Below are 18,294 nucleotides of genomic sequence, written 5' to 3' on the forward strand. Positions count from 1 at the left end.
GCAGGGTAGCAAACATAAATAAGGGTTTCGGCAGAAATCCTTATTTTATCTAAGAGGCGAATAATGAAACTGTCAAAAATAGCACTGGCGGTCGGTCTTCTCGGTATCTTCTCCTGCACGGCATTTGCGCAGGAGAGCGCGCGGTTAAGCAGTGTAAAAGCGTTTGCCGATACGGTCATTGATAAAGCCGGTGACAAATATCACAGCAATGTGCCGCTGCTGGCGGATGGCGTGGATCCACGCACCGGTAAGCAGATGGAGTGGGTCTTTCCGGATGGAAAAACGGCGGTACTTTCCAACTTCTCCGCACAGCAGAATCTGATGCGCGTACTGGTTGGCCTGAGTAACCTGACGGGTGACGCGAAATATAAAAAGCGGGCGGAAGATAATGTCCGTTACTACTTCCAGCACTACCAGGACAAAAGCGGGCTGCTGCTATGGGGCGGGCACCGCTTTATCGATCTGAAAACGCTTGAACCACAAGGGCCAAGCGAAAAAGAGATGGTCCATGAACTGAAAAATGCCTACCCATACTACGACCTGATGTTTGCCGTGGATAAACCGGCAACCGCCCGCTTTATCCGCGCGTTCTGGAACGCACATGTGTACGACTGGAAAATCCTCGAAACCAGCCGCCACGGCGAATACGGCAAAGAGATGGGCAAACTGTGGGCCAGCCATTTTGAACAGCAACCGCCGTTCTTCGCCACCAAAGGTCTGAGCTTTCTTAACGCCGGCAATGACTTAATTTATTCAGCTTCGCTGTTGTATCAACACGATGGCGAGAAAGGCGCGCTCACCTGGGCGAAGCGACTGGCGGAGCAGTATGTGTTGCCACGCGATAAAAAGACCGGGCTGGGTGTTTATCAGTTTACGCAAGCGCTGAAACGCGCCGAAACCTCCGACGACACCGATACCAACTCAAAGTATGGCGATCGCGCACAGCGCCAGTTTGGTCCGGAATTTGGCCCCGACGCGCTGGAAGGCAATATGATGCTCAAAGGCCGCACCAGCACGCTCTACTCCGAAAACGCCCTGATGCAGTTAGCGCTGGCAAAATCACTGGGCGCGGATGGCAATGACATCAAAAAGTGGACGCTGGATGGCCTGAAAGCCTTTGCGCATTACGCCTATGATGAGAAAACCAACACCTTCCGCCCGATGCTGGCAAACGGCACCGACTTGTCGAACTACACGCTGCCGCGCGATGGTTACTACGGCAAGAAAGGCACCGTGTTGAAGCCTTACACGGCGGGGAATGAATTCCTGCTCTCTTATGCCCGCGCCTGGACACTGGCACCGGACGCAGAGATGTGGAAAGTGGCGCGCGGCATTGCCAAAGGCCAGGGGCTGGGTGATATCGGTGAGCCGGGCGGTAAAAACAGCAAGCTGGATCTGAACACCAAAAACAGTGAGCCATATGCCATTTTTGCGCTGATCGATCTCTGGCAATCTACTGGCGACAAAGGATACCTGACGCTGGCTGATAAAGTGGCGGACAATATTCTGGCAACGAAACGGCTGAATAACTTTTTCATCGATGATCCGCAATATATCTATGCCAATGTCGACAATATTGCGCCTTATGCACTGCTGGCACTGGAAGCGGCCATGCGCGGCAAACCCGATGCGGTTGCGCCATTCATTAACGGCGCGGGCTTTACCGAAGGCGCATATCTGCTGGCCGATGGCACCGTGCGCTACTCCACGCGTGATGATGAGTTGTTCATGCTCAAACCGGGTGAGCAGTTGAAACCTAACGGTAAAAAGTGATCCCCTCTCCTCTCACGGTGCGCCCGTGGGAGGTTTTCTTGCGCCGTATTTTTCCCTTCACATGCTATTCTGGCGGCGTTCACGACGCCTTATCAGCGATAATGTCGAACAAAAAATGTATTAATCTCCGCAATCCCGGATATAACAATCCGGCATTTCTCTTGCGTATTATTAGCACGCAATTTTATTTCCCGCAGATTAAATAAGATAGCGACCTTATTATCCGGTCACTAAGAAATAATCATCAAATTGAATTTAATAAGACTTAATTCAAATCAAATATTGGTAGCCGATAGAAATAACCTTTTCAAGTAATTGCTGAAAAATAATAGACGCCTGTTATGAATTCAGATAGTTTATGTGATCGAAGTCCAGGAATAATATTCTGCACTCTGATTAATTATATTTAAGTTGATTGAAATCAACATTCACAAAATAGAACATCTTTTCAAAAAGTTAAAAGACCGTTTTATTAACGCCAATCGCGTTCTGGTCAAAATGTCATGGAGGGTGAAATAGCCAGAGAGCTGGGCCAATGCCAACCTGAGGGTAATTTTTATTACCGGGGAAACAACATGAAAATACTTCGCGACATAACTATCCGCAAAATGCTGATCATCATTTTATCGCTTTTCAGCATTATTTGGGGACTGGCAACCGTCCTGACATTTCACAATTTTTCTACTATTGACCAATTACTGACGCAAAACGCCGGGCAAAAAAATGTCTACGCCTTGTTGGTGAAAGGAAACGATCAATATTTCCGCACCGTGACCCGCATGCTGCGCGCCATGGATTACCAGCAAACCGGCGACGACGAAAATGCGAATAAAACATTCGCCTCCGCTGAAAAAGCACTGGCCATTACCCAGGATATGCTGGCGAAGTTTCGCGCCAGCCAGCACCCAGGTGTTGATAGTGAAACCGTTGCCGCTATGATCCGCGACTGGGACGCCCTGCTTAATAACGGCATTGTGCCAATGCTGAATGCAGCCAAAAATAAGCAAACGGATACTTTTCGCGACTTATTTCGTAAAACCTATCCTCCGCTGAGCGTGCAGTTTGGCGCAACCGCGGAAAAATACACACAATCGATTCAGTCCAACGATTTACTGGATCAAACACAAGCCAAGGTGATTTTTAATAAATACGTGCTCGCTGCCGCCTTAATAGCCGGTATCTTCACGCTGTTTCTCACCGACCGCTACCTGGTGAATTTCCTGGTCAAACCGATTCGTGCGATTCAGACACATATGGAAACCATGGCCGCCGGTAAACTGAATCACGAATTGCACGAATTTGGTCGTAACTGTGCGGGCCAGTTGATTCCTTTCATCCGCACCATGCAGGAAAACCTGAGAACCACGGTGGAAACTATCCAGGAGAGTTCGACCAGCATTTACCGCAGCACCAATGAGATCCGAGAAGGCAACGAAGAGCTTTCCGGGCGTACCGATCAGCAAGCCGCCGCGCTGCAACAAACCGCCGCCAGCATGGAAGAACTCACTTCCACCGTGCGTAACAACGCGGAGAACGTGCGCGAAGCCCGTAAACTGACGGAAAACGCTCAGCAGACCGCGCAAAAAGGCGGCGAGATCACCGCGACCGTGGTGAAAACCATGCACGGGATTTCCGAAAGCTCGCAGAAAATTGCTGATATTACCAACGTGATCAACAGCATTTCGTTCCAGACCAACTTGCTGGCGCTGAACGCGGCGGTTGAAGCGGCTCGCGCCGGGGAGCAAGGTCGTGGATTTGCCGTGGTAGCCAGTGAAGTACGTGCGCTGGCAAGCCGCAGTGCGCAGGCGGCAAAAGAGATCGAAACGCTGATTCATGAATCCGTCTCCCGCGTAAAAACCGGAGCCGAACAGGTTCAGGAAGCCGGTGGTGCCATGTCGGTAATTATCAACTCCATTGAACATGTGAATAAGCTGATGACGGAGATTTCCGTCGCCTCCGATGAACAAAGCCGTGGTATCGACCAGATTGGCCAGGCAATGACCGAAATGGACGGCGTAACACAGCAAAACGCCGTGCTGGTGCAGGAAGCGAAAGCTAACGCCGTGTCGCTGGAAAAAGAGGCCGAGCGCCTGAATAAAACCATCGCCATGTTTGATTCTGGCCTGAAAGAGAACCGCCGTAGCGCGCAGCCAGGCCGAAGCACATTACGCCAGTCGCCGCAGCTCGCGCTGGCGTCCTCATCAACAGGTGAGAGCCGTGATAACTGGCAATCTTTCTAAGTAAATCGCTCTCCTTTCACCAAGCCCGGGGCTTCACGCTTCGGGCTTTTTTATTTATATAACAGCCAACTAACGCATTAATAATGCAGTGATTTTGATAAATGGCGGAAATATATCTGTGTGCTAAATTTCTCTGTAGACAAATCGGGGAGGGATAACGCATGAAGTTCAATGATGAGCACACGGGACTCATTGGATTAGCCATTGGCGCGGCCGTGATTGGCCTTGTTTCAGAACGCAAAGCCATTAACCGTGACAGCATCGTGCAGGAGATTGAACGGCAAGGCAGAAACCGGGGCGATGGTGTAGAAGATGACGTATTCCTCAAAGCGGCGGAGTTGGTGCGTAAGGGCGTTTAACGGGCAATAGCGGTGAGCCTGGCGGAATAGCAAGCTCACCGATGCATGCGTTATTTAACCGTTCCTTTCACACCGTGCGGTTCGGCACGGCGATACTGCGGCGCGATATGTACCGCACCATGCAACGCGGCGGCGGCGTGCCATGGCCAGCGTGGATCGTAGAGCGCGCCTCGTGCCAGCGCGATAAGATCGGCCTCCCCTTGCTGCAAAATAGCTTCTGCGTGCTGTGGCTCGGTAATCAACCCCACGGCGATAACCGGCATACGGGTCTGCTGGCGCAATGCTTTGGCAAATGGCACCTGATAACCCGCCGTCACCTTAATGCTTTGCAACGGCGAAAGTCCGCCGCTGGAGACGTGAACATACGCGCCGCCCAGCGCTTCAATTTTTTTCGTCAGTACCACCGATTGTTCCAGATCCCATCCACCTTCTACCCAGTCCGTCGCCGAAATGCGAATGCCTACAGCAACGGAAGCCGGTACCGCTTCACGCACGGCGCTAAACACTTCCTGGGTGAAACGCAGGCGATTTTCAAGGCTGCCGCCATACTTATCACTGCGCTGGTTAGAGAGCGGCGAGAGAAACTGATGCAACAAATAACCGTGTGCCGCGTGGATTTCAATCACCTCTATTCCCAGCGCTACCGCCCGCAAGGCGCTGTCGACAAACGCCTGTTTAACCCGCGCCAAATCTTGTTTCGTCATTTCAAGCGGTGGACGTTCTGCCGGATCGTGCGCCAGCGCGGAGGCTGAGATCGTTTGCCAGCCGCCCTCTTGTGGCGAAAGCTGTTTGCCCCCCTGCCAGGGCGCGCTGACCGACGCTTTACGCCCGGCATGCCCAAGCTGGATGCCGATTTTCACCGGCGAGTACTGGCGAATATCCTCCAGTACCACGCGCAGCGCCTGCTCGGTTTCGTCATCCCACAGGCCGAGATCCTGCGGCGAAATTCGCCCTTGCGGCTCAACGGCAGTGGCTTCGATTATCAGCAGCCCCGCGCCGGAGAGCGCCAGGTTACCTAAATGAATGCGATGCCAGGCGGTCGCTTTTCCTTCTTCGGCGGAGTACTGGCACATCGGGGCAATAACGATGCGGTTATCCAGCGCAACGTCGCCAATAGTAACTTCGGTGAATAACTGACTCATATCTCATCCTTTTCCGGTTTCGCAAATGGCACTCCCGGACGGCAACAGTGTGAATGGTTTGCATGACTTTCAGCCAATTTTCCGGGCTTGTCTTTGGCGGCACGTGCCCTTTTCACGGCATTTACCTTTGATAACACAATGAAATGACTGACGAATTATAGCTGCGTGACGCCGCGTGCTGCGGCCTCATCCCGCCATCTCAACAACAAAGAATAGTCCTGTCGTGTGACCACGCTAAAACCGCCAATCAATACCGCGGCACAGATGTCGTGAAAACGCGCGTCGCTGACCAGTTGCTGCAACGCCTCTCTTAGAGATGCGAGCGTGGCGGCGCTGCTCTGCTGCGCGGTGATCAGCGGCAACCCCGGCGCTAACGGGCTTTGCGCTATCACACGCAGCCCACGCAACAGCGAAGGTTCGTGGCGTTGCAATAAGGCGAACGTTACACAGTCGATGGCGGCGATATCCGCCGTACGGTTGTGCAGCGCCACCAGCGATTGCCGGTGGCTGCCGCTGAAATGGGGAGCATCGGCGAAAAATCGTCCTTCGCCCGCAAGTTGCGAAACCAGATAACGCAGCACGTTATAACCTGATTGCGAATCGGCGGAATTACACACTGCGCGACGACCGCGAAAATCCGCCAGCGAAGTCGCGCGTTCCTCATCACGCGTCACCAGCAGGCTGCGATAGCGAAAACCTTCACAGCCTGGCGCAAGGTAGTGAAAGCAGCCAACCAGTTGCACATCCGGTAATTGCGTTACCAGCGGGTAGCCGCAGGTCTGGCTGAGCAGCACATCGTCACGCCGCCAGTGGGAAGGCAGGTCGCTTTGCGGCCAAATCTGCTGCGCCGGTAGCCCGCGCTCCGCCAGCAGTTCGCACAACGCCTGGCCCAGCGCGGCAGTTTCTGGCTGCGCGACGTTATACATCGGCAGGGCAATGTTATTCACTGCGTACTTTGCTTGCGGGGTGTGCATTGACTTCTACCGGGGTAAAGAAAAACTGCCGTAACCATTCACTATAGCCGCGCACCAGAAACCCGCTATTGCGCTGCTGGTACGCCGCTTTGTCACGCAGGTAAACCGTTCGCAGGCCGTACCACGGCACGGCGGGCAGATCGTGATGCACGGAATGGTAGTTGAGGTTAAGAAACAGCAGACGCCACGGCCAAGCGGCTTCGTTGATCACCGAACGCGCTAACGGATCGTCGGCTGCGCGGTGTTCGAGAAAAGAACGCACTTTCGTGATAGCCAGCGCCGGGTAGCTCACCGCCAGCACAAACCAGATAACGGAAAAATTACAATGGATTATCCAGGCAAAGGTCACAACCAACAGCGCACCGTGTACCAGCCACATCAGCATGGTTTTACCTTGCCACACGCGAAATGCCGCTACCATTCCTGCCAGCAAGTGCGCAATATCCAGCGCCGGAGCCAGCAGTAAACGGCCAGCAAAAGTATTACGCAACTGAATCAGTTTTCGCTGCCAGCGCGTCAGGCGATGCCAGTGTTGGGTGGAAAAATAGTAGGATTCCGGATCATCTTCCGGCAGCGTCAGTAAGTGCGTACGGTGGTGAGCCAGGTGCGAATCGCGATAAATGCCGTACGGATACCACACCGCCAGCGGCATTACCCCCAGCAGTTGGTTAAACCAGGCCCAGCGCGTGGGATGCCCGTGGATCAGCTCATGTTGCACCGACAAATACCAGGTGGTGAAAAGGATCAGAAGCGCGGTGGCCGGCAACAGGCCGAGCGTTTTCCACTGTGCGAGCGTGCCGAACCAACCGCCATACACGGTAACAATCACCAGCCAGGTAGGCAGCTCGCTGCGCCACAGCCAGCTGCGTGATAACCGCCGGATGGCGTCCCGTTGTTGTTTATCTAAATAGACCGCGCTGCTTTTCGCCATTCACTCATTGACTCCCCGCATTCTCATGTCGCCACGATGTGAGAGAACGCCAGAAATGACAAAGTATTTAAATGGCTTAGCTATTGCTGAAAATCGCTTAATGCGGCAGCGGCTCAGGCCACTTTGCCGCGCGGATCATCCACGTGTTGCAGGGCAACATCGTAGCGAACACCCTGGCGGTTAAGGATGCGCACATTTTTAACTACCGTCGCAGGGCCTGCAGAAAGGTTGTCGCGTTTTCATGGCGCTGGTGGAAGGCTTCATCTTTCCAGCCTGCCACCAGGTGATAGGCGTTGGCATCGGCCAAATCCTGCGCGAAAGCATAATAGATACAGCCCGGCAGTTTGCGCGCCGCCGCCATTTCCGGCACCACAGCATCAATAAAGGTTTGCCCGTCCTCAGGATGAACGTGGTAGTAAGTGCTGACAACAATATCGCCAGCCAGGAACCGGTTATGTCGGCACTGGAAAACTCAGGTTTACCGGTATGTTGATAGGGGTTTCTCAGTGGGCAATGAATAGTGCGGCTTGCCGACCGTCACGGCGTGTTAATAAATACCCACAGGCTGGCAAGTCTGCCATCGCGCACGGTGAAAATATCCTCACCGCGGATCAGATTCGGGTTCTCCTGCGGGCCATAACCCCAGCTAACGCGCCCTAAACCGTGGTTCCACGTCACCGGTTCGGGGGTGAAGGAAAACCCCGGATGCTCACGCTGCACGCGAGAAATCAGTGCCGCGACGTTCTCGAACCCGGTTGCCACATCGGCATCATCCGCCACGAAAAAATCGTCGGCATAGACGTCAGAAAAGGTGGTGACCTGTTGTTCAGGGTGTGCGCTATTCCAGATAGTAAAATGCTTGTCGATCAGTTGCTGAGCGACCAAAAGTGCGGAAGTGTGCATGTTCTGCTCCTGCGTTGCGGGCTGGCGCAGCGATGGCCAGCCCGGCGTGGTGAATTAGATTTGCGCCATGCCACCATCGACGAACAGCTCAGCGCCATTGATAAAGCTGGAAGCATCCGAAGCGAGAAACGCGACCACTTTGCCAATCTCTTGCGGTTCACCTAAACGCCCCAACGGAACCTGGGCTGCCAGCGCGTCAAACAAGCCCTGACGATGCTCATCCGGCACCAGTTCACCTAAACCCGGCGTGCGGACTGGGCCAGGGCTGACCACGTTAACGCGGATACCGCGCCCTTGCAGATCCAGCGCCCATGAACGGGCAAAGTTACGCACCGCCGCTTTACTGGCGCTGTAAACGCTGAAACTGGCGGTGCCTTTCACCGATGTGGTCGATCCGGTGAGAATGATTGAAGCGTTGTTTACCAGCAGCGGGAGCGCTTTTTGCACGGTAAACAGTACGCCGCGCACGTTGGTGGCGAAAATGCGGTCGAAATGCTCCTCAGTAATCGCCCCCAGCGGCAGCATGTCACCACCACCGGCGTTGGCAAACAGGATGTCGAGTCGCCCGGCGCTTTTCGCAATCTGCGCAAACACGGCATCAAGATCCGCCATTACCGACGCATCGGCGCGAATGCCCGTGGCGCTGGAACCAATACGTTCAACCGCCGCATCCAGTTCTGCCTGGCGACGACCAGTAATAAAGACGCGCGCCCCCTGCTCTGCCAGTTCTTGTGCGGTTGCCAGACCAATGCCGCTTGTCCCGCCAGTCACCAGTGCGATTTTGCCATTCAGTTGTGTGCTCATGTGGTATTCCTCGGTTCAGTTAAGGGATGTGCCTGCGGCAGACCAGCCTGCCGTCTCAGGTATGGCGCAACTCTACTTCCCCCGTTTTTATTGAAAAATACCGAAAAATTAAAATGACTATTCACCACTGTGTATAATCAACATCACAGCAACGGAGGAACTCGCATGGATCAATTACTGGCAATACGCGCTTTCGCCCGCGTGGTCGAGGCGGGGAACTTTACCCGGGCGGCGGATTCGCTGGAGATGCCCAACGCGACATTGAGCAAACTGGTGCAGGAACTGGAAGCCCACCTTGGCGTGCGGTTATTGCAGCGCACCACCCGCCGCGTGACGGTTACGCCGGAAGGGCGCGACTATTATGAAAAAACAACCCGTATCCTGCGCGATCTCGAAGATGTCGACGGTTCATTCAATGCCGCACGTGGAACGCCAGGCGGACAGCTTCGCGTCGATATTGGCGGCTCAACGGCGAAAGATGTGTTGATCCCCGCCCTGCCGGATTTTCTGGCGCGTTATCCGGACATTCGTCTTGATTTAGGCGTTGCCGATCGCCCGGTGGATCTGATTAGCGACAATGTGGATTGCGTGATCCGTGGCGGGCCACTGGACAGCTCCTCGCTGATAGCCCGCCGTATTGGCGCCGCCACGCTCATTACCTGCGCAACGCCGGAATACCTGAAAACATTTGGTACGCCGGCCTATCCCGAAGAGCTAAAAAACGGCCACCGGCTCGTCAGCTACCTCTCGCCACAAACCGGCCGAGCGTTTCCGTTACGCTTTGAGCGCGATGGCGAAAAAACCGAAATTAAAGTGCCGCACCGGATTGGTATTAATGAGAGCAATGCGCATCTCGCCGCCGGGATGGCGGGGCTGGGGATTATCCAGACCTTCAGTTATTCACTCGGTGCGGCGTTAAAAGCGGGCACGCTGGTGGAGATCCTGCGCCCGTGGCGGCCAGAGCCGTACCCTTTTCATGTGGTGTATCCACAAAACCGCCACGTTACGCATCGTCTGCGCGTGTTTATTGACTGGCTGCTGGAGATATTTCCCCAGCGGGTGGGGAAATAACCGCAAAATAATCCGCAACGCTTTTATCTGAATCTGTTTATTCGCGCGGGAAAGCGCCAACGCAGCGATAGCGCATTTCTGCGGCTGCGATTGGCAGCAACGTTATGGTGATATTGAACGGTGAATTTATCGCGCCGCGCGTTTTCTCGCAGGCCGAACCCGTTAAAAACAGGATAGCGATAAGATCTGCAGTTTCAGTTTAATATCAGCAAAACCTGATAACAGGATAAAACCTGCACTTCATCATTTATGCGACACGCTGCGTGCAGCGCAACAAGCGATATCCAGCAATGCAATTATTACTGCACGTAATTAAAAGTAGAGTATGAAAAAGAAACCCCAGCGGAGGGTCAATAAGGTCGATTTTATGACCTCCGATATGAACTGGAGCGTGCTGTGCTTGCTACTAATCGAGAATATTCTCAACAGCGTCTGACGCGGATCAAATTTCTTAGCGGCTTATTGTGGAGAAACCTGAGCCATCAATATGTGGTCATGTTTAATGGAACATTTAGCCGTGCTGAAATTGCCGCTTGCGCTAACGCAAATCAAAAAGAAAAAACGCGTCAGTTCAGAGATAACGTTTACCGTTTGCCACAGGCGCTATACCTGTAATGCCTCTTTGTTAAGAAAAATCTGCACCCGTCAAGCGAAAGTCAATGCGAAGATATAGGTTATTTTATGATGAACAAGCGGCATTAACTAACGATTCCGATAAAAATAACCCTTAAATTCTGTGGCTTTTTTAATGCCGCATTGTGACTAAATTAGCCAGAGCCAGATACCCACAAAGTCATAGGGTTGCACAATCACATATATATTTGCTAAAACCTATAATTCCGTATTGATTTTTATGTCGTTATCACTAAAAATTAATTCCGATAGATTATTCATTTTTCCGCACACGGAGTGACGCTATGTCAGAAGCACTTAAATCACTTAATAACATTCGCACCCTGCGAGTTCAGGCCCGTGAGCTTACCCTTGAAGCTCTTGAAGAGATGCTTGAAAAACTGTCAGTTGTTGTTGAAGAACGTCGTGAAGAAGAATCTTCTCTACGTAAAGAACAAGAAGAGAAAGAAGCCAAGCTGGCTGCATTTCGTCAAAAACTGCTGGATGAAGGTATCGATCCAACCGAACTTTTATCCTCGCTGAAAGGACAAACGACGAAATCAAAATCTGTTCGTGCACCACGCCCAGCCAAATATAAGTATATTGATGAAGACGGCACGGAAAAAAGCTGGACCGGCCAGGGCCGCACACCGAAAGTGATTGCCAAAGCACTGGAAGACGGTAAAAAACTGGAAGATTTTGCCATCTAAAAATAAAGGGTTTGTCTTTATCCCACCCTGCATTTTTATCGCTTTCTAACGCAACATCTGCATGCGTTATTGTTCCCCGCCGCCACGGCGGGGATTCTGTTTTTGTTGTTCAAAAGACCACTTCAGCCTGCACGCCAAAACTTATTTGATAATCCTTACCGTCGTTAAAGGTCTGGTTATCGATCTCATGCTCTAACGCTTTCAGGTAAGTACTATAGAGGCGAAGTTCCGGTCGGGAATTAAGAATGCTGGTATCCACTTTATACACCTGCGCCAGCGTCACCTTATAACCAGATTCATCCAATGTGGAATTATTGACACGATTTTTCTGCGTGAAATACCCCAATTCCAGCGCCGTCTGCATGTTTTGATTCCAGATCCATGACGGACGAATAACCGCACGCGCGGTAGTAAAGTCCGTATGCGCCCCGGTATATGTCGAGTAAAGATCGTGGCCGCGACCATACACCAGCGCGTGCGCCATGATTATCTTCTCACCCAGATAAAACTCCCCCTGATCCACCAACCGCCAGCCAATACCGCCGCTATGAATACCGTAGTAAGAACTGTTGTAATCAAAATCCGGGTTGGCGCTGGAAATATTCATAAACTGGCTGGCAAGGGAGTTATTTGCCACTTGCAGCGTCAATTCATTTGAGCCTTTCAGAATGGGATTACGCAAAATCGCCTGTCCAAGCCAGGAGGATTTGACCTGATAATAGTCATTATCCGCCTGCGCTTTTTTCTGCTCATCCGTCTGGTTAGCAAACGCATATTTCGCCCCCAGCTCCAGCGTCGCATTTTTTGTCACGGGAAGATTCTTGTAGCGAACTTCAGCGATATTGACGTTAACCTGCGTGGTATCGCTACAGCTGGAAGCGCCTGCGGCGCAGACCGTACTGTAATTATCAATATCGTTACGCGTTATCGCCATACTGAGTGCGCCAACCGGTAGCTTCCAGTTTTCTATCCCTACACCTGCACCGGAAAGTGTGCGATTGCTTTTCCAGTCCAGAAGCTGAATTTCATATTGTGGCAGCGTATGTTTCCCCACCCAGACCGAAGCCTCTGGCGCAAAAGGAAGTAGCCCATTGCCTTCAACGTAGAGCTTACTTAGTTTGCCCATACCGCCGCCGGACATTCCTTTTTCAAAGGATTCATTGCTCTGGGTTAATCCGAGATCGCCCTCAAATTGCACGTTCGCCCAGATAGATTTGTCGCCATCGCGCCATGCCCGTTTCTTTAATGACAAGTTATACCAACCGTCATATTCGTTACCAAAACGCCCCAGTGAGCCCACTGCCCAGGATTTTGGTCCCCCATTGGTGGTGGTTGCCCAACCCGAGCGGAAATAACCGGAATATTTAAAGCCGGTATCATCCTGCACATACTGGCTTATTTTTTTCAGAGTCGCTGGCGATAGTTCCGGCTCCGTTTTCGCTTGCGCTGCCGTAGCCTGCACCGTCGCACCGGATTGCCCTGCAGGCACGGCTGACGAGGCAACATTGCGTTGCTGCGCGCGATCTTTTTCTTCATAGGCTTGCAGTTTCTGCTGCGTAACGCGCAACTGCGCTTCCAGTGCCACCATGCGCTGTTCAAGCGTTAGCTGCTGCGCCGTTGCGCCGCTACTTGCGCCATAACAGGATAATAACGCCACGGCAATGTACGTCTTTTTAGAAATTATGTTGTTCACCTTCATGAGTTCCCCTCGGTATTGCCCCCTGAAAACAAAAAGACCCGCAACTGACGGAAAATGCTCCGTCAGTTGCAGGTCTCGCCTGAATAAAATCAGTCACGTCCTGTGGGGGTAGATCAATTAACGCATAAACACGTTCTTAATAGGTTGCGGCGACAACTGCCCCCGCCGCAAATAGCCTCCCGCCAGCAGCGGGCGTTACACCAGGAGCGCCATTACCGGCTCGCCAAAGCGGGAATGGGACTTATCGCTAATGTGTAATTCGCGCCAGGCTTCGCTGTTGGTAATGACCACGGGTGTCACCGTGTCATAACCCGCCTGTTTAATGTCATCGAGATCGAATGTCAGCAGAAGCTGGCCTTTTTTGACTTCATCGCCCTCTTTCACCTGCATATGGAAATATTGCCCATCCAGTTGCACGGTATTAATCCCGACGTGGATCAGTATTTCCGCGCCCGCCGTGGAGCGAATGCCAATGGCATGGCCGCTGGCGAAGGTGCTGGCAATATGGCCGTCGACCGGGGAATAAACTCGTCCTTCATCCGGAATAATGGCAAAACCCGGCCCGACAACGCCTGTCGAAAAAACCTTATCATCCACTTCAGCCAGCGGAATTAACGCGCCAGAAACCGGCGCGGTAATCTGCTCAGGAGCCAGCGCAGCGGTTTTCGGCATCACCGGTTGATGCGCGGTATGCTTTTTTTCACTCGCCGACGCGTCAGATAGCGCTTGCGCGGAAGGTTCGTCAAAACCCACGATCAACGTCAGCACCAGGCTGCCAGCAAACGCCATGGCGCAGCCAATAAGAAAGCCGATAAAACCGTCGCCGTAGAAAATCGGCAGCGTCAACAGCCCCGGCATCCCCATTGAGATCGCCGAACTTTTGGCGTATCCGACCACCGCACCGCCAAAGGCCGCCGCGATCACTGCACAGATAAACGGTTTTTTCAGTTTCAAGGTGACACCGTAGACACCCGGTTCGGTAATGCCGAATAGCGAGGCGATAAAGGTACTGCCCGCCAGCGCTTTCAGCTTTTTGTCTTTTGCCCGCAGCATCACCGCCAGCAAGGCTCCGGACTGGGCGAAAACCGAGGGGCTGGAGGCTGCTTTAAGAAAGCTGTGTCCCATCACCGAAATGTCGTTGATAAAGACGGTAACAAAGCCCCAGTGCACGCCGAAAATCACCAGCACCTGCCAGGCGGCAGCCATTAGCGCGCTGGCGATAATCGGGTTGAAGCCGTAAATCGAAACAAATAAAGAGGCGACAAACTCACTGATCGAAATGCCAATCGGCCCGATGGTCATTAACGTCAGCGGCACCATTAACGTCAGCAGGAAAAACGGCGTCAGAATATTGCGCACGCTTTCATGAATATGGCGATTGAGAAAGCGCTCAATTATCGACATCAGCCAGACGCTGAAAATAATCGGGATCACCGAACCGGTATATTTCATCATCACCACTGGCAGGCCAAAAAAGCTCACCGGCTGGCCGCCATCAAATAGCCCTTGAATACTGGGGTAAATGAGCGCACCCGCGATCGACACGGCAACAAAGATATTGGTTTCAAATTTACGTGCGGAGGTGATGGCTAACAGCATCGGCAGAAAATAGAACAGGCTGTCGGATGCGGCATGCAAAATTATATAGGTGCTCTCTTTATTGCTCAGCCATCCGGCGGCCAGCACAATCGCCAGCGCGCCTTTTAGCACACCGGCTGCGGCCATCGCACCTAATAATGGCGTGAAAATCCCGGCGACCAAATCGATCAAACGCCCTAACAGCGAGGCTGTATTTTGCGACGGCTCCGAAGGTTGTTTCTTTTTATCATCCTCCAGTAATCCTGAGATGGCGCCAAACGCGCGGAATACGTCTGGCACGCGGTTGCCAATCACCACCTGTAATTGACCGGAGCCATTCACCACGGTAATGACGCCGTCCAGCGCGTCGAGCTCTGCCAACCGCACTTTGCTGTTATCGATGATTTTAAAGCGTAAACGTGTCGCGCAATGTACCAGCGTCGCAACGTTGCTCTCCCCACCTACCAGCTGCAGAATATTTTCTGCCAGTACTTTGTTATTCATAATGAGACTTCCCGTTTCACAAACGACAGTAATAATCAGGACACCCTGGTGTTGCCCGTATCCGCTGGCCAGCTGGAAAAAAGCAAAAAAAAACCTGGATAAAATAGTGTGTAAACACACTGCTTTATCCAGGTCTCGCCCAGAATTTCTCTGGTGACGTCCTTAACTAACGCCCTCTTTCTAACAAGCCGCGCAGGCAATTACCACCGCAAATAACCAATTTGTGAAAATCATCACGCAAATAGCGTTGCCATGGAATTGAGCAGGCAGGCAAATACAGCCCCCCGGTCACATTTATCACTATCATGGGCGGCCTGGCTGAACGACTCTTTTTATAACCATGCCCACAGCATGCTACATCACCTTTGGCGAAACCTGCTTTCTGTTGTCTGGCGGAGCGACGGGTAGCAGAATTTTAAGAGGGGAAAAACCAGGTCACTTACAAAAACGCGATTAAGCATGTTACTGGCGCTCTCCCCTGGTACGGCCAGCACGGGGATCTATTTCGCCCCGCAACTGACACCAGGGCACAGCGACTTACCCGATGCCGGCGTTACCGCACCGCAAACCAAAAACCGCTACGCCGTTCCACATCATTTTGCAGGTGCAGAATGGCGGCATGCCGTCCCTTTTCGCCTGGCGCTGCGCGATTGTCACCGGGACGCCATAAACGACAAATGCCGGATGGGCGTAAGCCACATCCGGCATCTCTTGCGATCATATTACGGCGCTAAGGTTGCCCCATTACTGCTGATCACATCGCGATACCAGAAGAAGCTTTTCTTGCGCCGACGCGCCAGCGTGCCATTCCCGGCATCATCGCGATCCACATAGATAAAGCCATAGCGTTTCGACATCTGCGCGGTACCGGCACTGACCAGATCAATCGGTCCCCAACTGGTATACCCCAGCAGTTCCACGCCATCTTCAATCGCCTCTCTGACCTGCACCAAATGCGCCTGCAAATACTGGATACGGTAATCATCTTCAATTGAGCCATCCGCGGCGGGAACATCTTTCGCCCCCAGCCCGTTCTCCACAATAAACAGCGGTTTCTGGTATCGATCGTGCAGCTCATTGAGTAAAAAACGCAGCCCTTGCGGGTCTATCTGCCAGCCCCACTCGGAGCTTTCAAGGTACGGGTTGGGGATCATGCGCATAATATTGGTGCGCGAGCTTTGATACAGCTCCGGCTGTGCGGCGGCGCAACCGCTCATGTAATAACTGAACGAGATGAAATCGACAGTCTCTTGCAGGTCCAGCTCATCCTGCCCGGTGATATTGAGCGAAATGCTATTTTCGCGGAAAAAGCGGCCAATCCACGCCGGATAAGCACCACGCGCCTGAACATCGCCAAAAAACAGCCAGTCGCGATTTACGCGCTGCGATTGCAGTACATCTTCCGGTTTGCAGGTGATCGGATAACGAATGCCACCCAGCAACATGCTGCCAATTTTGGCATCCGGGATGATTTCATGGCAGGCTTTTACCGCGCGGGCGCTTGCCACCAGCTGATGATGAATAGCCTGATAGATTTCCTGCTTACTTCGCTCACCCGCAAGCCCAACGCCGGTAAACGGCGCGTGCAATGCCATGTTGATTTCGTTAAACGTCAGCCAGTATTTCACTTTATCGCGATAGCGGGTAAAGACCGTGCGCGCGTAGCGCTCGAACAAGTCAATCACCTTCCGGCTGCTCCAGCCGTCATAGTTTTTCACCAACCCGTAAGGCATTTCATAGTGTGAAAGCGTGATTAACGACTGGATGCCATAGCGGGCCATTTCATCAAACAGTCGGTCATAAAAAGCCAGCCCCTCTTCGTTTGGCTCGCTTTCATCGCCATTCGGGTAGATGCGCGTCCAGGCAATCGAAGTGCGCAGCACGTTAAAACCCATCTCAGCAAATAACTGAATATCTTCCGGGTAGCGGTGGTAAAAATCGATGGCTACATCTTTGATACCGGTGCTGTTCGCGTCACGCTCAACGACATTGCCGTGTATTCCCTGCGGTTGCAGATCGGAAGTGGAAACGCCTTTTCCTCCCTCGTTCCACGCGCCTTCGACCTGGTTTGCAGCAACTGAACCGCCCCACAGAAAACCTTCGGGAAATCTCATTTGCATCGTTACTTTCTCCTTTATCTTGCCGCCGTTAACCACCGCTCAGCCGATTGATATGGATCGTCAGGAACATCACTTCGTCGGTGGTGAGCTGGCACTGGTAATTTTTCTCAACATAATCATTAACTTTCATCGCACAGGCATAGGCGGCCGGCATCATGCCGGTGATCCCCTGATAGATGCTGTCGTCACCGTGCGCAACGGTTTTGCGGTTCAGCAAACGCAGTGCGAAAAATTTGAGGTGTGTGATAAGGCGCTGATAATTTAGCGATTCTTCGTCATAGGTCAGATGCAGATCGTATTTCAGGATTGTCAGCACATCTTTAATGATGGTGGCGCTCTGCATGGTGCTTTGCATGTCGCTGTTATTTTTGGCATTCGCCAGATGCAGGGCGATAAACCCGGCTTCATCCTCCGGCAGGCTAATGCCGAGTTTACTGTTGATAAGCTGCAGTGCCTCAAGCCCCACCGCATATTCCTGGGCATAAAAACGTTTAATGTCCCACAGTAAAAAGTTCTTAATCACCAGCCCGTTGGCTTGCCGCTGGATGGCAAAATTTAAATGATCGCTTAACGCCAGGAACAGCGTGTCCTGCACAGTGATCGCCAGCCGCTGCTGAGCCAGCGCAATGATCTGCTGCGTGACTGCCAGGTAAGGGGGAGGAATTTCCGCCAGCAGTTGCGAAAGGACGTCCGCCAGCCCTTCCGACTTTTTGACGAACTGGCTTTCAATCTGGCTGCGGTCGACCTTATCGCCCGGTCTTTTGCCAAAACCAATGCCCCGCCCAATGGCTACGATCTCTTCATGCTTTGCATTGATGAGCAGGACAGCGTTGTTGCTGAGTATTTTTTCTACTTTCATTTCAGCTTTCTCACT

At 52.5% G+C, this 18,294-nt stretch carries 17 protein-coding genes; 7 read left to right on the forward strand and 10 right to left on the reverse strand.

Annotated elements, in window-relative coordinates:
• Nucleotides 1-63: 63 nt before the first annotated feature.
• The 3 genes from AAIG26_RS05200 (at nucleotide 64) to AAIG26_RS05210 (ending at nucleotide 4,372) form a co-directional block, all read left to right on the forward strand.
• The gene (locus AAIG26_RS05200; RefSeq protein ID WP_343180131.1) at nucleotides 64-1,773 is read left to right on the forward strand and encodes a pectate lyase; all 1,710 of its coding nucleotides are present in this window, start codon (nucleotides 64-66) and stop codon (nucleotides 1,771-1,773) included.
• 575 nt (nucleotides 1,774-2,348) lie between these two features.
• The gene (locus AAIG26_RS05205) at nucleotides 2,349-4,013 is read left to right on the forward strand and encodes a methyl-accepting chemotaxis protein (protein WP_020456883.1); all 1,665 of its coding nucleotides are present in this window, start codon (nucleotides 2,349-2,351) and stop codon (nucleotides 4,011-4,013) included.
• 161 nt (nucleotides 4,014-4,174) lie between these two features.
• Nucleotides 4,175-4,372, forward strand: coding sequence for a hypothetical protein (locus tag AAIG26_RS05210; protein WP_020456882.1), 198 nt, complete (start codon nucleotides 4,175-4,177; stop codon nucleotides 4,370-4,372).
• A gap of 50 nt (nucleotides 4,373-4,422) precedes the next feature.
• Here AAIG26_RS05210 and AAIG26_RS05215 read toward each other — a convergent pair whose 3' ends face one another.
• The 6 genes from AAIG26_RS05215 to AAIG26_RS05240 all read right to left on the reverse strand — a co-directional run bounded on the left by AAIG26_RS05215 (nucleotide 4,423) and on the right by AAIG26_RS05240 (nucleotide 9,126).
• Nucleotides 4,423-5,514, reverse strand: coding sequence for an NADH:flavin oxidoreductase/NADH oxidase (locus AAIG26_RS05215; RefSeq protein WP_343180132.1), 1,092 nt, complete (start codon nucleotides 5,512-5,514; stop codon nucleotides 4,423-4,425).
• A 155-nt stretch (nucleotides 5,515-5,669) separates the two neighbouring features.
• Nucleotides 5,670-6,488 (reverse strand): PhnD/SsuA/transferrin family substrate-binding protein, encoded by an 819-nt coding sequence (locus tag AAIG26_RS05220; protein ID WP_343180133.1) that lies wholly within the window; start codon nucleotides 6,486-6,488, stop codon nucleotides 5,670-5,672.
• Entirely contained in the window at nucleotides 6,454-7,419 is a 966-nt protein-coding gene (locus AAIG26_RS05225) for a fatty acid desaturase (protein ID WP_343180134.1), read from the reverse strand. The genes AAIG26_RS05220 and AAIG26_RS05225 overlap by 35 nt, the downstream gene beginning before the upstream one ends.
• Before the next feature lie 202 nt (nucleotides 7,420-7,621).
• Nucleotides 7,622-7,792 (reverse strand): antibiotic biosynthesis monooxygenase, encoded by a 171-nt coding sequence (locus AAIG26_RS05230; protein ID WP_313627116.1) that lies wholly within the window; start codon nucleotides 7,790-7,792, stop codon nucleotides 7,622-7,624.
• Nucleotides 7,793-7,956: 164 nt separating this feature from the next.
• Nucleotides 7,957-8,322, reverse strand: a complete 366-nt coding sequence (locus tag AAIG26_RS05235) for a nuclear transport factor 2 family protein (RefSeq protein WP_343180135.1) — start codon at nucleotides 8,320-8,322, stop codon at nucleotides 7,957-7,959.
• Nucleotides 8,323-8,376: 54 nt separating this feature from the next.
• Nucleotides 8,377-9,126 carry a glucose 1-dehydrogenase gene (locus AAIG26_RS05240; protein WP_020456876.1) on the reverse strand — a complete coding sequence of 250 codons (750 nt, stop codon included), beginning with the start codon at nucleotides 9,124-9,126 and terminating at the stop codon, nucleotides 8,377-8,379.
• 165 nt (nucleotides 9,127-9,291) lie between these two features.
• On the opposite strand from AAIG26_RS05240, the gene AAIG26_RS05245 reads away from it, so the two are divergent.
• The 3 genes from AAIG26_RS05245 to AAIG26_RS05255 all read left to right on the forward strand — a co-directional run bounded on the left by AAIG26_RS05245 (nucleotide 9,292) and on the right by AAIG26_RS05255 (nucleotide 11,519).
• Nucleotides 9,292-10,197: a LysR family transcriptional regulator gene (locus AAIG26_RS05245; protein WP_045508711.1), complete on the forward strand. Its 906-nt coding sequence runs from the start codon at nucleotides 9,292-9,294 to the stop codon at nucleotides 10,195-10,197.
• A 396-nt stretch (nucleotides 10,198-10,593) separates the two neighbouring features.
• The gene (locus AAIG26_RS05250; RefSeq protein WP_141402815.1) at nucleotides 10,594-10,812 is read left to right on the forward strand and encodes a hypothetical protein; all 219 of its coding nucleotides are present in this window, start codon (nucleotides 10,594-10,596) and stop codon (nucleotides 10,810-10,812) included.
• 302 nt (nucleotides 10,813-11,114) lie between these two features.
• A complete protein-coding gene (locus AAIG26_RS05255; RefSeq protein WP_017455745.1) occupies nucleotides 11,115-11,519 on the forward strand; it encodes an H-NS family nucleoid-associated regulatory protein in 405 nt (134 codons plus the stop codon).
• Nucleotides 11,520-11,628: 109 nt separating this feature from the next.
• On the opposite strand, the gene AAIG26_RS05260 is transcribed toward AAIG26_RS05255, so the two are convergent.
• Complete coding sequence (locus AAIG26_RS05260) at nucleotides 11,629-13,218, reverse strand: carbohydrate porin (protein WP_343180136.1); 1,590 nt, start codon at nucleotides 13,216-13,218, stop codon at nucleotides 11,629-11,631.
• A 195-nt stretch (nucleotides 13,219-13,413) separates the two neighbouring features.
• The gene (locus AAIG26_RS05265; RefSeq protein WP_343180137.1) at nucleotides 13,414-15,300 is read right to left on the reverse strand and encodes a beta-glucoside-specific PTS transporter subunit IIABC; all 1,887 of its coding nucleotides are present in this window, start codon (nucleotides 15,298-15,300) and stop codon (nucleotides 13,414-13,416) included.
• Nucleotides 15,301-15,844: 544 nt separating this feature from the next.
• Here AAIG26_RS05265 and AAIG26_RS05270 point away from each other — a divergent pair.
• A complete protein-coding gene (locus tag AAIG26_RS05270; RefSeq protein ID WP_269231522.1) occupies nucleotides 15,845-15,970 on the forward strand; it encodes a hypothetical protein in 126 nt (41 codons plus the stop codon).
• Between the two features lie 52 nt (nucleotides 15,971-16,022).
• On the opposite strand, the gene ascB is transcribed toward AAIG26_RS05270, so the two are convergent.
• Nucleotides 16,023-17,420 (reverse strand): 6-phospho-beta-glucosidase, encoded by a 1,398-nt coding sequence (ascB, locus tag AAIG26_RS05275; protein WP_343180138.1) that lies wholly within the window; start codon nucleotides 17,418-17,420, stop codon nucleotides 16,023-16,025.
• Between the two features lie 28 nt (nucleotides 17,421-17,448).
• The gene (locus AAIG26_RS05280) at nucleotides 17,449-18,279 is read right to left on the reverse strand and encodes a PRD domain-containing protein (RefSeq protein ID WP_097406386.1); all 831 of its coding nucleotides are present in this window, start codon (nucleotides 18,277-18,279) and stop codon (nucleotides 17,449-17,451) included.
• Nucleotides 18,280-18,294: the final 15 nt, after the last annotated feature.

Origin of the sequence: Kosakonia sp. PSU_27, assembly GCF_039409795.1 — a bacterium.
Lineage (GTDB): Bacteria > Pseudomonadota > Gammaproteobacteria > Enterobacterales > Enterobacteriaceae > Kosakonia.

Excerpts from the sequence above, each read along its gene's own strand:
- AAIG26_RS05200 (WP_343180131.1), top strand. The coding sequence starts at position 64 with ATGAAACTGTCAAAAATAGCACTGGCGGTCGGTCTTCTCGGTATCTTC.
- AAIG26_RS05205 (WP_020456883.1), top strand. The coding sequence starts at position 2,349 with ATGAAAATACTTCGCGACATAACTATCCGCAAAATGCTGATCATCATT.
- AAIG26_RS05210 (WP_020456882.1), top strand. The coding sequence starts at position 4,175 with ATGAAGTTCAATGATGAGCACACGGGACTCATTGGATTAGCCATTGGC.
- AAIG26_RS05215 (WP_343180132.1), bottom strand. The coding sequence starts at position 5,514 with ATGAGTCAGTTATTCACCGAAGTTACTATTGGCGACGTTGCGCTGGAT.
- AAIG26_RS05220 (WP_343180133.1), bottom strand. The coding sequence starts at position 6,488 with ATGCACACCCCGCAAGCAAAGTACGCAGTGAATAACATTGCCCTGCCG.
- AAIG26_RS05225 (WP_343180134.1), bottom strand. The coding sequence starts at position 7,419 with ATGGCGAAAAGCAGCGCGGTCTATTTAGATAAACAACAACGGGACGCC.
- AAIG26_RS05235 (WP_343180135.1), bottom strand. The coding sequence starts at position 8,322 with ATGCACACTTCCGCACTTTTGGTCGCTCAGCAACTGATCGACAAGCAT.
- AAIG26_RS05240 (WP_020456876.1), bottom strand. The coding sequence starts at position 9,126 with ATGAGCACACAACTGAATGGCAAAATCGCACTGGTGACTGGCGGGACA.
- AAIG26_RS05245 (WP_045508711.1), top strand. The coding sequence starts at position 9,292 with ATGGATCAATTACTGGCAATACGCGCTTTCGCCCGCGTGGTCGAGGCG.
- AAIG26_RS05255 (WP_017455745.1), top strand. The coding sequence starts at position 11,115 with ATGTCAGAAGCACTTAAATCACTTAATAACATTCGCACCCTGCGAGTT.
- AAIG26_RS05260 (WP_343180136.1), bottom strand. The coding sequence starts at position 13,218 with ATGAAGGTGAACAACATAATTTCTAAAAAGACGTACATTGCCGTGGCG.
- AAIG26_RS05265 (WP_343180137.1), bottom strand. The coding sequence starts at position 15,300 with ATGAATAACAAAGTACTGGCAGAAAATATTCTGCAGCTGGTAGGTGGG.
- AAIG26_RS05270 (WP_269231522.1), top strand. The coding sequence starts at position 15,845 with ATGCCGGCGTTACCGCACCGCAAACCAAAAACCGCTACGCCGTTCCAC.
- ascB (WP_343180138.1), bottom strand. The coding sequence starts at position 17,420 with ATGCAAATGAGATTTCCCGAAGGTTTTCTGTGGGGCGGTTCAGTTGCT.
- AAIG26_RS05280 (WP_097406386.1), bottom strand. The coding sequence starts at position 18,279 with ATGAAAGTAGAAAAAATACTCAGCAACAACGCTGTCCTGCTCATCAAT.